The sequence below is a fragment of the Tessaracoccus pujii genome, assembly GCF_055326215.1.
Genome location: NZ_JBUZNP010000003.1, coordinates 331,522 through 345,558 on the forward strand (window position 1 = coordinate 331,522; position 14,037 = coordinate 345,558).

The following is a 14,037-nucleotide window of genomic DNA, read 5'->3' on the forward strand; positions in this document are numbered from 1 at the left end:
GTGTGTCCGGCCCGGACGAGGACCAGGCCGGTGCACGCCCACACGGACAACACCTGGATCAGATGGACAACACCCCCCCGCTCCAGCGTCGGTTCTGACCGGGCAGTCCCGGCTAGAACCGACGCTGGAGTGTCGGCGGGCGGTGGCAGACTTGCCGGCATGACGGAGCCCCTCGACCTGTTCTCCGCGCCCACGCGCGGGTGGTTCGAGGGCGTGTTCGCCGGGCCGACGGCGGTGCAGGCGGAGGCCTGGGCGACGATCGCCCGCGGGGAGCACGCGCTCGTCGTCGCGCCGACCGGGTCGGGCAAGACGCTGGCGGCGTTCCTCTGGGCGCTGGACCGGTTGGCTTCACGGCCGCGGACGCCCGGCACCACCGTCGTCTACGTGTCGCCGCTCAAGGCGCTGGGGGTCGACGTGGAGCGCAACCTCCGCGCCCCGCTCACCGGAATCCGGCTCACCGCCGAACGCCTGGGCATGCCGTTTCCGGACATCAGCGTCGGCGTCCGCAGCGGCGACACCTCCTCCCGCGAACGCGCCGCCCTGGTGCGGCGGCCGCCGGACATCCTCATCACGACGCCCGAGTCGCTCTATCTCATGCTCACCAGTTCGGCGCGAGCCACCCTCACCGGCGTCGAGACGATCATCGTCGACGAGATCCACGCCGTGGCGGGCACCAAGCGCGGCAGCCACCTGGCGCTCAGCCTGGAGCGCCTCGATGCTCTGGTGGGGCACGACGTGCAGCGCGTGGCCCTGTCCGCCACCGTGCGGCCCATTGAGCGGGTGGCGGCGTTCCTGGGCGGCGACCGCACGGTCTCCGTCGTCGCACCCCCTTCCCACAAGGAGTGGGACGTCCAGGTGCGGCTGCCCGTCGAGGACATCACTGACCCGGGCCCACCGCCGAACGCGCCGCAGCCCACGGATCCGCTGCTCGGCGGCCCCGGCACCGACACCCTCGCGGTGGACGCCCCGCCCACGTCGTCGGTGTGGCCACACATCGAACAGGAGGTCTACGAGACCGTCAGCGCAGGCCGCTCGACGCTGGTCTTCACCAACTCACGGAGGGTGGCCGAGCGGCTGACCGGTCGGCTCAACGAGTTGTGGGCCGCCGAGCACGCCCCCGAGACGCTGCCCGACAAGCCGGACAAGCCCCCGGCCCAGGTGATGGCCCCCGTGGACACCGTCCGCGGGGCACCCCTGGTGATCGCGCGGGCCCACCACGGCTCGGTGAGCAAGGAGGCGCGAGCCGAGATCGAGGCCGCGCTGAAGTCGGGCGAGTTGCGCTGCGTGGTGGCCACCAGTTCGCTGGAGCTGGGCATCGACATGGGGGCGGTGGACCGCGTGATCCAGGTGGGCGCGCCACCGTCGGTGGCGAGCGCGCTACAGCGGATCGGGCGTGCCGGGCACATGGTGGGGGCCGTGTCATCGGGCGAGGTCTACCCCCTGCACCGTGGAGACCTCGCGCCGGCTGTCGTCACCACCGAGCGGATGCTGGCCGGGCAGATCGAGGAGCTGACCGTCCCGCGCCACCCGCTCGACGTGCTGGCGCAGCAGACCGTTGCGGCCACGGCCGCCGCAGGTGAGACCGGCCTCGACCTCGACGCCTGGTTCGCCACCGTGACCCGCGCGCATCCCTACGCCCGCCTGGACCGCTCGCTGCTGGACTCCGTCGTCGAACTGCTCACCGGCGCCTACCCGTCGGCGGACTTCGGCGAGCTGAGGGCGAGGCTGATCCACGGCGACGACGGCCGCCTCTACCCCCGCCCGGGCGCGCTCCGCCTGGCCGCCACCTCCGGCGGCACCATCCCGGACCGCGGCATGTTCGGCGTGTTCCTGGTGGGCGACGAGGCCGGCGCCCGCCGCGTCGGCGAGTTGGATGAGGAGATGGTGCACGAATCCCGCGTCGGCGACGTGTTCACCCTCGGCGCCTCCGCGTGGCGGATCGAGGAGATCACCCGTGACCAGGTGAGAGTCACCCCTGCGCCCGGCAGGACGGGCCGGCTTCCCTTCTGGCGTGGCGACGACGAGGGGCGCCCGGCGGAACTCGGGCGCCAGATCGGCATGCTGCACCGCGAGGTGGCCCGCGCCACGGACCGGCTGGACCGGCCCTACGTGGACTCCCACACCCGCACGAACCTCGCCACCTACATCGCCGAGCAGCGGGCTGCGACAGGGGCGCTGCCGGACGAGTCGACGGTGGTGATCGAGCGGTTCCGCGACGAGCTGGGCGACTGGCGGGTCGTCGTGCACTCCCCGTTGGGGCGCCGGCTGCTGGGCGCGTGGTCCCTGGTGATGGCGGAGTCGCTGTCGCGGGCGGCCGGTGTCGACGTGCAACCGGTGGCCTCCGACGACGGCATCGTCCTGAGGCTCCCGGACTGCGACGCCGTCGACAGGCTCCCGGAGCTGCTCGTCGCGGAGGCCGACGACGTGGCCGAGATCGTCACCAGCCAGGTGGGCGGCACGGCCCTGTTCGCCGGGCGCTTCAGAGAGTGCGCCGCACGTGCCCTGCTGCTGCCCCGGCGCACCCCGGGCCGCCGGGCGCCGCTGTGGCAGCAGCGCCAGCGCGCCGCGCAACTCCTTGAGGTGGCCCGCCACCACCCCCGCTTCCCCATCATCATCGAGACGGTGCGCGAGGTGACGCAGGACGTCTACGACCTGCCCGGGCTCGTCGCCCTGACCCGCGCCATCCGCGCCGGCGGGGTGAGGCTCGTGGAGGTGGTCACCGAGCAGCCCAGCCCCTTCGCCGCGACACTCCTCTTCCGCTATTCCGGTGCGTTCCTCTACGACGGCGACACCCCCCTGGCCGAGCGCCGCGCCGCCATGCTGTCCATGGATCCCGAGCTGCTCGCCGCCGCGCTCGGCACCCTGGATCTCCGCGACCTGCTGGACCCGGACGTCGTCGCCGACGTGGTGGCCGAGCTCCAACACACCGCGCCGACCCGCCGAGCCACCACGCCCGACGACCTGGCCGAGCTGCCCCGACTGCTCGGGCCCATCCCGTGGTCGGCCCTCGTCGAGCGGACCAGCCTCGCGGACATCGACGACGCCGTGGCCTCGCTGGGCACCAGGGTCGCGGTGGTGCGGCTGGCAGGCGAGCCGCACCTGGTGGCCGCCTCAGACCTCGCGCTACTCCGCGACGCTCTCGGCATCCCCCTCCCGGCGGGCTACTCCGCGCCGGCGGTCGCCCCGGGCCGCGACCCCCTCACCCAGCTCGTGGCCCGCTTCGCCAGAACACACGGCCCATTCACCGCAGAGGAGGTAGCCCGGGCGCTCGGCCTCGGCCCGGCCACGGTGGGCCTGGTGCTGGATCGCGAGTCCGGCGCGCGGAGGCTCACGGTGGGGCGGTTCACCCCTGGCATCACCGACGCCGAGTATGTGGACCCGGAGGTCCTCCGCCGGCTTCGCGCCCGCAGCCTGGCCAGGGCCCGGGCCGAGCTGCAGCCCGTCTCCCGCACCGGCTACGCCAGGTTCCTGGCCGCCATCCACCAGGTGGACGACCGGCCGCCCTCCGGCCCCGACGAGGTGCTGATGGCCCTGCAGAGACTCGCTGGCGTCGCCCTTCCGGCTAGCGCCTGGGAGACGCAAATCCTGCCCGCCAGGCTCAGGGGCTACTCCCCCGCCCACCTCGACGCGCTCCTGGCGGAGTCCGAGGTGGTCGTCCGCGGCCGCGGCTCGGCCGGCCCGAACGACCCCCTCATCGCGCTGGTCCCGGCGTCGGACCTGGACCTCATCGCACGGCCCGACGCGCCGCCCGATGAGGACACAGTCATCCTGGCGCAACGCCTCGCCGACGGCGACGGAACGTTCGCGGCCCTCCGCGCGTCGCATCCCGACGGCGCGTCCGCGGACCTGGCCGACGCCCTGTGGCGAGCCGTGGAACAGGGCGTGGCGGCGCCCGCCTCGATGTCCCCGGTCAGGGCACGGGTCGGCGGCACCACGCGAGGGGCGCACAAGGCGAGACGCCCCTCGCCCCGGCGCAGGGCCCGTCTGCCCAGGCCCACCCGCGCGCTCCTCGATGGTGGAGGCACGCTCACGCCGCCCACCGGGACGGGCCGCTGGTACCGCGTCCGCGATCCCGAGCTCGCCCCCGGTGACGCTGCGCTGGCCACGGCCTCGTCCTGGCTCGAGCGCCACGGCGTCGTCACCCGCGGCGGCGTCACCGCCGACGGCACGCCCGGCGGGTTCGCGGCGGCCTATCGGCTGCTGGCGGAACTGGAGGTGGCCGGGAAGGTGGTGCGCGGCTACGTCGTCGAGGGCCTCGGCGGCGCCCAGTTCACCACACGCGACGTGATCGAACAGGTCAGGACGTTCGCGGACTCTCCGGACCGCACCGACTGGCCCTCGGGCGTCGAGGATCCGGGCGCCATCGTCCTGGCCGCCCTGGATCCGGCGAACCCCTACGGCAGCATCCTGCCCTGGCCCGATCATCCGACGGCCCGCCCGGCTCGGGCGGCGGGGGCTCTCGTGGTGTTGGCCGACGGCGTGTGCCTGGCCCATCTGACCCGGGGCGGACGCACCTTGACGCTCTTCGCCGACGCGGAGACCCGCCCGGACCGCGCCCGCCTGGTGGCGCGCGCGCTACTCGGCGCCATCGCCGAGGGCCGCATGGAGCGGCTGCGCATCGAGGAGATCGACGGACACCGCGTCGGCGCCTCCGGCCTGGAGGCCGCGCTCCGGGAGGCCGGTGGCAAGATCTCCCCCAAGGGCATCGTCCTCGAGGCGCGCGGTGCCTGAGGGAGACTCCGTCTGGCGGCTCTCGCGACGCCTCCAACCGCTGGTGGGACGGAGGATCGACTACAGCCAGTTCCGGGTCCCGCGGCTCGCGACAGCCAGCCTCACCGGCGCGACGATCACGCGCGTGTGGGCCCACGGCAAGCACCTGTTCTGGCGATGCGACGAGCGGATCCTGCACACGCACCTGCGGATGGAGGGCACCTGGCGTCTCCACCCCGTCGGTCAGAGGTGGAGCCTGCCTTCCCACACTGCGCGTCTTGTGGTGCGGGTCACCGGCGACATCGAGCTCGTCGGCCACGATCTGGGCCTCGTCGAACTGTGGCCGGCCGACGAGTTCGACGCGCGCATGGGCCACCTGGGGCCTGATCCCCTGGCCGATGACTGGCTGACGGCCGGCCGCTGGCAGCCCTCAGGCCGCGACGAGGCCCTCCGTCGCGTCTGCCGGGCCCCTGAGCGCACGATCGGCGAGGCGCTTATTGACCAGCGCGTCCTCGCCGGCGTCGGCAACGAGTACCGCGCGGAGATCTGCTTCCTCCGCGGGATCCATCCGGCCACACCGGTACGGTCCACGGACGCGGCGGCCGCCGTCGACCTGGCGGGGCTCGTCATGAGGAGCAACCTCGACAGCCCCGTGCGCACGTTCACCGGCGACCACCGGCCGGGGCACACGAGCTACGTGTTCGGGCGCAGGGGCCGCCCCTGCCGACGGTGTGGCACCGCCATCGAAGCCGGCACATTGGGTGGGGCGACGTCGGTGGCCGATCCCCGGGCAGGTCAGGAGCGCGTCATCTGGTGGTGCCCCATCTGCCAACCGGTGCTCTGATCCATCTGTGCGGGCCGGCCCGCAGTGTGGGATGATCATCGATGTAAACAGCCGGCTCGCGAAGGGGTTGCTCATGGCAGCGACAATGCAGGATGTCGCTCGGCTCGCGGGCGTGTCTGCCAAGACCGTCTCCAACGTCGTCAATGCACACCCACACGTCAGCGCCTCGACCCGCAAGAAGGTCGAGCAGGCCATCGACAAGTTGGGCTACGAACTCAACATCACCGCCCGAAACCTCCGCAAGGGCAAGACCGGGCTGATCGGGCTGGCCCTCCCGGAGCTGAAGCTGCCGTACTTCGCCGAGCTCGCCGACTCCGTGATCGTGGAGGCGGAGAAGCTGGGACTGCGCGTCCTGATCGAACAGACCAACGCAGACCGGGACCGCGAGATCGATGTCCTCCACGGCCAGCGACGCTTCATGACCGACGGGCTGATCTTCTCCCCCCTCGCGTTGGGCCAGGACGACATCCACCAGTTCAGGGTCGACTTCCCGCTGGTACTTCTGGGCGAACGGGTATTCGGCTCCACGAACGACCACATCACCATGAGCAACGTCGAGGCGGCCAAGGCTGCCACACGGCATCTCCTCGCCACGGGGCATCGCCGCATAGCGGTGGTGGGGACGCACCCTGGAGAAGTCGTCGGTTCCGCCGCCCTCCGCGAACAGGGCTACCGCGCGGCGATGCAGGAGGCGGGCGTCCCCGTCGACGAGAAGCTGCTGTGCGTGGCACAGGAGTGGCACCGCAACACTGGCGCGCAGGCCATGGATTCTCTCCTCGCCAGCGGCGAACCCTTCGACGCCGTCTTCGCGCTCAACGACGCATTGGCGATGGGCGTCCTCCACAGCCTGAGTTCCCATCGGGTGGACGTGCCCGCAGAGGTGGCAGTCGTCGGTTTCGACGACATCGAGGATGCCGCATACACCCGCCCGACCCTGACCACGATCGCGCCTGGCCGAGCCGAGATCGCCTCGCGAGCGGTGGAACTTCTGCAGCAGCGGATCGCGGAATCCAGCGTCTCCCCCGAGTCCCGTCGCCCCATTCAGCGCATCTACGCAGAATACGAACTCATCCTTCGCCAATCGGCGCCGGCACTCCCCTGACGCAGGGTAATCGATGGCCGTGCTGTCGATGCCCGCCTCCCCCAACGCCGTGCGGGCACGAGAGGATCACTGGTTAATGCGTCTTGACCGCCTCGATCGGGTCGTGTCATCATGTATTACATCGATGAAATGACCTGACCGGCGAAGGAGCCGTCCCCATGAGCGTTGCACGCCTCGTCATCAACCCCGCCTACACCGTGGGACCGGTTCGCCGACGCACGTTCGGCTCGTTCGTCGAGCACCTCGGGCGCTGTGTCTACACCGGCATTTTCGAGCCCGGCCACCCGACCGCGGACGAGCAGGGCTTCCGCGGCGATGTCCTGGACCTGGTTCGCGAACTCGGCGTCTCGACGGTGCGCTACCCGGGCGGCAACTTCGTCTCCGGCTACCGCTGGGAGGACGGCGTCGGGCCGGTCGACGAGCGCCCCGCCCGCCTGGACCTGGCCTGGCACTCCACGGACCCGAACACGTTCGGCACCGACGAGTTCATGGCCTGGGCGGCGAAGGCCGGGATCGAGCCGATGATGGCGGTCAACCTCGGCACCCGTGGTGTCCAGGAGGCGCTGGACCTGCTGGAGTACTGCAACGTGCCCGGAGGCTCCCACTTCGCCGACCAGCGCCGCGCCAACGGCGCCGAGGAGCCGTACCGGGTCAGGATGTGGTGCCTGGGCAACGAGATGGACGGCCCGTGGCAGATCGGTCACAAGACCGCCGAGGAGTACGCGAGGCTGGCCACCGAGACAGCCCGCGCGATGCGGATGATCGACCCTGGCCTGGAGATGGTGGCCTGTGGCTCGTCGGGCCGGTCGATGCCGACGTTCGGAGAGTGGGAGCGCACCGTGCTCACCGAGGCGTGGGATCAGGTGGACATGGTGTCGGCGCATGCCTACTACTGGGTCAGGGACGCCGGCTTGCAGGAGTTCCTGGTCTCCGCCGAGGACATGGACCGGTTCATCGCCTCGGTCGCGGCCACCGCCGACGCCGTCGCCACCGCCCGCAAGAGCGAGAAGACCATCGGCATCTCGTTCGACGAGTGGAACGTCTGGTACCAGGACCGCACCCCGTCGAAGCCCCCCACCGGTGACGATTGGCCCGTGGCGCCGCGGCTGTTGGAGGATCACTACAGCGTGGCCGACGCGGTGGTGGTCGGCAACCTGCTGATCTCGCTGCTGCGCCACACGGATCGGGTATGGTCCGCCAGCCAGGCCCAGCTGGTGAACGTGATCGCGCCGATCATGGCCGAGCCCGGTGGCCCGGTCTGGAAGCAGACCATCTTCCACCCATTCGCGCTGACCTCGAAGTACGCCCAGGGCGAGGTGCTGCGGGTCGTCATCGACGGCCCCACCATCGACAGCGTGGAGTTCGGCCGGGTGCAGGCCGTCGACGCCGTCGCCACCTGGGCAGAGACCGAGGGCGCAGTGTTCCTCGTCAACCGCCACGCCACCGACACCGTGAGTGTCGCCTGCGAGGTGCCCGCCGGCGCCACCATCGCGGACGCCGTGGTTCTCAACCACGCCGACCCGCTGTGGCAGGCCAGCCCGGAGGACGACACCACCGTCGCCCCCCGCCCCCTCGAATCCGCCGCCGTGACCGGCACCACCCTGACCCTGGACCTGCCCCCCACGTCGTGGGCGATGGTCCGGCTGGCCCACTGAGACAAGGAACACGACCAGCATGAGCACTGACCTGACAGCTGTCATCAACCTCGACGTCACCGGGCCGGCCATCTCCCGGCACGTCTACGGCCACTTCGCCGAGCACCTCGGCCACTGCATCTACGGCGGCATCTTCGTCGGAGAGGACTCCCCCATCCCCAACGTCCGCGGCATCCGCACCGACGTCGTCGAGGCGCTGAAGGGCATCGACATCCCCAACCTCCGTTGGCCCGGAGGCTGCTTCGCCGACGAATACCACTGGCAAGACGGCGTCGGCCCTCGCGAAGACCGCCCCTCCGTGGTCAACACCCACTGGGGCAACGTCGTCGAAGACAACTCCTTCGGCACCCACGAATTCATGGACCTCGTCGACCAGCTCGGCACCGAGCCCTACATCTGCGGCAACGTCGGCTCCGGCACCGTCCGCGAGATGGCCGACTGGATCGAATACCTCACCCGCTCCGGCGCCGCACCCATGTCCGAGCTCCGCCGACAGAACGGTCGCGACGAGCCGTGGAAGGTCACATACTTCGGCATCGGCAACGAATCCTGGGGCTGCGGCGGCAACATGCGCGCCGAGTACTACACCGACCTCGCCCGCCAATACTCCACCTACTGCCGCGACCACGACGGCAACACGCTCTACAAGATCGCCGGCGGCGCCAACGTCGACGACTACCACTGGACCGAAACACTCATGAAAACCCTCGGCGACCTCGGCTGCGGCTGCAACCCCCGCCACTTCTTCGACGCCATCTCCCTGCACTACTACACAATGCCCACCGGCTTCGACGACAAAAAGTCCGCCACCGACTTCGACACCGACACCTACTACGCCACCATGGCAGCAGCATGGCGAATCGACGAACTCCTCACCCGCCACGGCAACGTCATGGACGTCTACGACCCCACCAAGCGCATCGGGCTGGTCCTCGACGAATGGGGCACCTGGTTCGCCGTCGAACCCGGCACCAACCCCGGCTTCCTCTACCAGCAGAACACCATGCGCGACGCCCTCGTCGCCTCGGTGCACTTCGACTCCTTCCACCGCCACGCCGACCGGCTCGTCATGGCCAACATCGCCCAGACCGTCAACGTGCTCCAGGCCGTCCTCCTCACCGACGGCGACACCCTCATCAAAACGCCCACCTACCACGTGTTCGAGATGAACAAAGGCCACCACGACGCCGACACCCTCACCATCGCCTGGACCGGCGAACCGCTGCCCACCCGCCAGGTCGGCCCCAGCACCGTGCCGCTCGTGTCCGCCTCCGCCAGCACGAAAGACGGCACGGCCCTGATCTCACTGTCCAACCTCGACCTCGAAACCCCCCGGACCCTCCGCCTCGACCTACGCGGCCGCACCGTGGCCCGCGTGAGCGGAAGGATCCTCACCGCCAGCGCCATCGCGGAGCACAACACCGCCACCACACCAGAGGCCGTCGCCCCCGCCGATCTCCCAGTCGGCACCCCCGTCGACGGCGTGCTGGAAGTCGAACTCCCCCCGCACAGCTTCGTCACCCTCACCCTGACGCTGGGCTGAGGTGCCGACCCGTCTCGCAGGGCTCGCCCTCGCCGTTGTCCTCGGCCTGACGGGGTGTCAGGCCGGGGGCACCGCGCCCGAGTTCGCCGACGCCACCGTGCACGACCCCGACCACATCGAAGTCGACGGCACGCACTACGTGATCGGCTCCCACCTGCAGGCCGCATCCAGCCCGGACCTGATCAGCTGGACCCAGGTGGCCGAGGGCGTGAACCCCGAGAACCCGCTGTTCGAGGACGTCACCCGGGAGCTCTCCGAAGCCCTGGAGTGGGCCGAGACCGACACGCTGTGGGCACCCGACATCATCCAGCTCGCCGACGGACGGTTCCACCTCTACTACGACGCGTGTCGCGGTGACTCCCCGCTGTCTGCGATGGGGATCGCGGTGGCCGACGAAGTCACGGGGCCCTACGAGGATCTGGGCCTCATCCTCAAGTCCGGTATGGCCGGCGAGAGCGAGGACGGCACCCCGTTCGACGCCCGCGTCCATCCCAACGTCATCGACCCGGACGTGTTCTACGACGCCGACGGCAGGCTGTGGATGGTCTACGGCAGCTTCTCCGGCGGCCTGTTCATCCTGGAGCTCGACCCCGCGACCGGCTTCCCGTTCCCCGACCAGGGGTACGGCAAGCACCTGTGGGGCGGCAACCACTCCCGGATCGAGGGCCCCGCCATGGTCTACGACGAGGAGACGGGTTACTACTACCTGTTCGTCACCTACGGCGGCCTCGACGCCGGCGGCGGGTACAACATCCGAGTGGCCCGCTCCGAGAACCCCGACGGCCCGTTCGTCGACGCCGAGGGTCGCGACATGGCGGAGGTGAAGTCCGATCCCACGTTGCCCCTGTTCGACGACGTGACTATCGCCGGGTCCGCGATCAAGCTCATGGGCAACCACGTGCTGGCCCCCGCCACCGACGGCATGCCCGCGCTGGGCTATGTGTCTCCCGGTGGCAGCTCGCCCTTCATCGACGAGGACGGGCGACGCCTGATCACATTCCACACCCGCTTCCCCGGCCGTGGAGAGGCCCACCAGGTGCGCGTGCACGAGTGGGCCAAGGATGCCGACGGATGGCCGGTGATCGCCCCGCTGCGCTACGCCGGGGAACCGGACCGCGATCCCCAGGCCGAGGACCTACCCGGCAGGTACACGCTGGTGGACCACGGCCCCCGCACCATCGGCCCGAGGCTGAGCGAGCCCGAGGAGATCACTCTGACCGACGACGGCGCGGTCGCGGGCGCCAGGAGAGGCGCGTGGGAGCTCGAGGGCGACACCCGGCTGACCATCACCCTCGACGGCGAGGAGGTGTCCGCCGAGACCTTCCGCCAGTGGGACGAGGCGAGCCAGGAGTGGGTGACCACGCTGAGCGGCCTGACCTCGGGCTCCACCGCCGTCTGGGCGGTGCCTGCCAACTAGTGGTCAGCGGACGCTCCGGCGCACGCGCAGCCGCGGGGCCAGCTGCGTGCGCGCCGGAGCACCTCCGTTGATGGCCGCTACCAGCACCTCCAGGCACGCGCCGCCCAACTCGGTGAAGGGCTGCGCCACCGTGGTGAGCGGCGGCGCGAAGTAGGCCGCGCCGATCGAATCGTCGTACCCCACCACGCTCACCTGGCCAGGCACGTCTATCCCGGCATCCCGCAGTCCCGCCATCAGACCCAGGGCGGTGGCGTCGTTGCCGCAGAACACGGCATCGGCAAGGTCGCCGTCAGCCAGCATCCGCTGGGCGGCGGCATATCCGGACTCGGCGGACCAGTCCCCCACGATCACCTCGGGCACGGGCAGCCCTGCTTCCACGAGGGCGTCGCGCCATCCGGAAACCCTCTCCCGAGCGTCGAACCAGTCCAAGGGACCGGATATGTGCGCGACGCGGTGGCAGCCGCGCTCAATGAGGTGGGAGGTCGCCAACCGGCCGCCGAGGCGCTGATCAACCGTCACCACGTGGCAGCCGTCGTCCGGTGAGGTGTCTGCCACGAGCACGGTCGGGATGCCGGTGCTGTGCTCGCGGGCGAGCCTCGCCATCCGCTCATGCGGGGCGACGATGGCAATGCCCTCCACACCACGATCCCGAAAGCCCTTGAACACCTGCGCCACCTCGTCGTCGTCAGGGTTCTCGAGGGCCGCCACCAGCGTGGCGTAGCCGGCGGCCCTGGCCGCGACCTCGATGCCGGCCACTGTGCTGGAGGGCCCGAAGTAGCCGGCGCCGGTCCAGGCCACCCCCAGCAGGGCCGTCTGCTGCGTGATCAGCGAGCGAGCGGCCAGATTGCGGACGTACCCGAGCTCCCGGATGGCCTCCTCGACGCGCTGCCTCGTCTCGGGGCGCACCGTGTCCGGAGAGTTGATGACCCGCGACACCGTCTGGTGGGACACACCGGCCAGTCGGGCCACGGCCATCATCCCGGGGGGCCGGCCAACGGCCCGACCCCCACGGGAGGTGGGCTCAGACGCCCTGGGTGAGCCGGTGGTAGACCTGCTCAAGGCGGCGCTCCTGCGCGAAGCCGCGGGCGGTGGTGTGCTCGTCGATGATCGCGAGCTCCATGCCCGCGATCTCGGCGAAGTCCTCCCACATCTCACGGGTGGTGGCGGTGGACATGGCCGTGTGGTGCGCGGCGCCGGAGATCAGCCAGCACTCGGCCGACGTGGCGAAGTCCGGCGCCGGCTCCCAGACGGCCCGGGCCACAGGCAGGTTGGGCAGCGGGGCGTCGGGCGCCACGTTGGTGACCATGTTCATGGTCAGGCGGAACCGCTCGCGCATGTCCGCCATGGCCACGACGAGGGCCGGGCCCTGGTCCGCGTCGAAGACGAGGCGCACAGGGTCTTCACGGCCACCGATGCCCAGCGGGTGGATCTCCAGCTTGGGCTTGGCCGTGGTCAACGACGGGCAGACCTCGAGCATGTGGGCCCCGAGGATCTTCTCCTTGCCGGGGGTCATTTCGTAGCAGTAGTCCTCCATCAGCGATGCGCCGCCGGGGAGGCCGTAGCCCATCACCTTGGCCAGCCGCACCAGGATGGCGGTCTTCCAGTCGCCCTCGGCGCCGAAGCCGTAGCCGTCGGCCATTAGGCGCTGCACCGCCAGGCCCGGGAGCTGCTTGAGCCCGCCCAGGTCCTCGAAGTTGGTGGTGAAGGCGCCGAACTTGCCGGCCTCGAGGAAGCTGCGCATGCCGAGCTCCTGGCGGGCCCCGTAGCGCAGCGCCTCGTGACGGTCGCCGCCCTTGCGGAGCTCGGGCACGACGTCGTAGAGCTCTTCGTACTGGTCCACGAGGGCGTCGATGGCCTCATCGGAGACCGCGTCCACGGCCGCGACGAGGTCGTTGACGCCCCAGGTGTTGACGGAGACCCCGAGCCGCAGCTCGGCCTCGGTCTTGTCACCCTCGGTGACCGCCACGTTGCGCATGTTGTCGCCGAAGCGTGCCAGCTTGGTGTTGTGGAGCGAGGCCCAGCCTGCGGCCGCGCGCGCCCAAGTGCCGATCTTTGCCTGCACAGGTTCGGTGGAGGCGTGCCCGACGACGGTGCGGCGGGCCTTGCCGAGCCTGGAGGCGATGTAGGCGAACTCGCGGTCCCCGTGCGCGGACTGGTTGAGGTTCATGTAGTCCATGTCGATGGTGTCCCACGGCAGGCCCATCGAGGCCTGGGTGTGGAGGTGCAGCATCGGCTTGTCCAGGGCGGCCAGGCCGAGGATCCACATCTTCGCCGGGGAGAAGGTGTGCATCCAGGTGATCACGCCTATGCAGTTGGGGTCGGCGTTGGCGGCCAGCATCTCGGCGCGGATGGCGTCGCGGTCCTTCAGCGTGGGGCGGTGCACGATCGACACCGGGATGCCCTCGGCGCCGTCGAGCAGTGCCGCGACCTCCTGGGACTGCGCGGTGACCTGCTCCAGGGTCTCGGGTCCGTAGAGGTCCTGCGATCCGGTGAGGAACCAGATCTCCTTGCCGACGAAGGGGCTTTCCATGGGTTCTCCTTGAGGGGATCTCTCTTCGGCCCAAGTCAGCCGGCGATGGCACTCGAACCAATGTGAACGTTCACACCCTAGAGGATCTCGGGGTTCGTGTCCAGCCCTTGCTGCCCACGGCGTTGAGCCGGATCTGGATGTCGCGAGGCTTGGATCGTTCAATCAGGGCCACTTCGGAGTTGAGCCCCAGATCCGGCTCGAGGCCCTCCGCCGAAAGCCGTGTCCGGCTCAACCGA

At 70.5% G+C, this 14,037-nt stretch carries 8 protein-coding genes; 6 read left to right on the plus strand and 2 right to left on the minus strand.

Features of this window, described 5'->3' with window-relative positions; translation table 11 throughout:
• Positions 1-159: 159 nt before the first annotated feature.
• From ACZK5N_RS05810 to ACZK5N_RS05835, 6 genes are all read left to right on the plus strand, one after another.
• Positions 160-4,731 (plus strand): DEAD/DEAH box helicase, encoded by a 4,572-nt coding sequence (locus ACZK5N_RS05810; RefSeq protein WP_459019244.1) that lies wholly within the window; start codon positions 160-162, stop codon positions 4,729-4,731.
• Positions 4,724-5,554: a DNA-formamidopyrimidine glycosylase family protein gene (locus ACZK5N_RS05815; RefSeq protein ID WP_459019243.1), complete on the plus strand. Its 831-nt coding sequence runs from the start codon at positions 4,724-4,726 to the stop codon at positions 5,552-5,554. The genes ACZK5N_RS05810 and ACZK5N_RS05815 overlap by 8 nt, the downstream gene beginning before the upstream one ends.
• 73 nt (positions 5,555-5,627) lie before the next feature.
• Positions 5,628-6,656 carry a LacI family DNA-binding transcriptional regulator gene (locus ACZK5N_RS05820; protein ID WP_459019242.1) on the plus strand — a complete coding sequence of 343 codons (1,029 nt, stop codon included), beginning with the start codon at positions 5,628-5,630 and terminating at the stop codon, positions 6,654-6,656.
• A gap of 158 nt (positions 6,657-6,814) precedes the next feature.
• On the plus strand, positions 6,815-8,311 hold the full coding sequence (gene arfA / locus ACZK5N_RS05825; RefSeq protein WP_459019241.1) for an arabinosylfuranosidase ArfA: 1,497 nt from the start codon (positions 6,815-6,817) through the stop codon (positions 8,309-8,311).
• Positions 8,312-8,330: 19 nt separating this feature from the next.
• Positions 8,331-9,854 carry an alpha-N-arabinofuranosidase gene (locus tag ACZK5N_RS05830; RefSeq protein ID WP_459019240.1) on the plus strand — a complete coding sequence of 508 codons (1,524 nt, stop codon included), beginning with the start codon at positions 8,331-8,333 and terminating at the stop codon, positions 9,852-9,854.
• Between the two features lies 1 nt (position 9,855).
• Positions 9,856-11,271, plus strand: coding sequence for a glycoside hydrolase family 43 protein (locus tag ACZK5N_RS05835; RefSeq protein ID WP_459019239.1), 1,416 nt, complete (start codon positions 9,856-9,858; stop codon positions 11,269-11,271).
• A 3-nt stretch (positions 11,272-11,274) separates the two neighbouring features.
• Here the strand turns inward: ACZK5N_RS05835 and ACZK5N_RS05840 are convergent, their stop codons facing one another.
• On the minus strand, positions 11,275-12,246 hold the full coding sequence (locus ACZK5N_RS05840; RefSeq protein ID WP_459019238.1) for a LacI family DNA-binding transcriptional regulator: 972 nt from the start codon (positions 12,244-12,246) through the stop codon (positions 11,275-11,277).
• A 46-nt stretch (positions 12,247-12,292) separates the two neighbouring features.
• The gene (araA, locus tag ACZK5N_RS05845; protein WP_459019237.1) at positions 12,293-13,801 is read right to left on the minus strand and encodes an L-arabinose isomerase; all 1,509 of its coding nucleotides are present in this window, start codon (positions 13,799-13,801) and stop codon (positions 12,293-12,295) included.
• Positions 13,802-14,037: the final 236 nt, after the last annotated feature.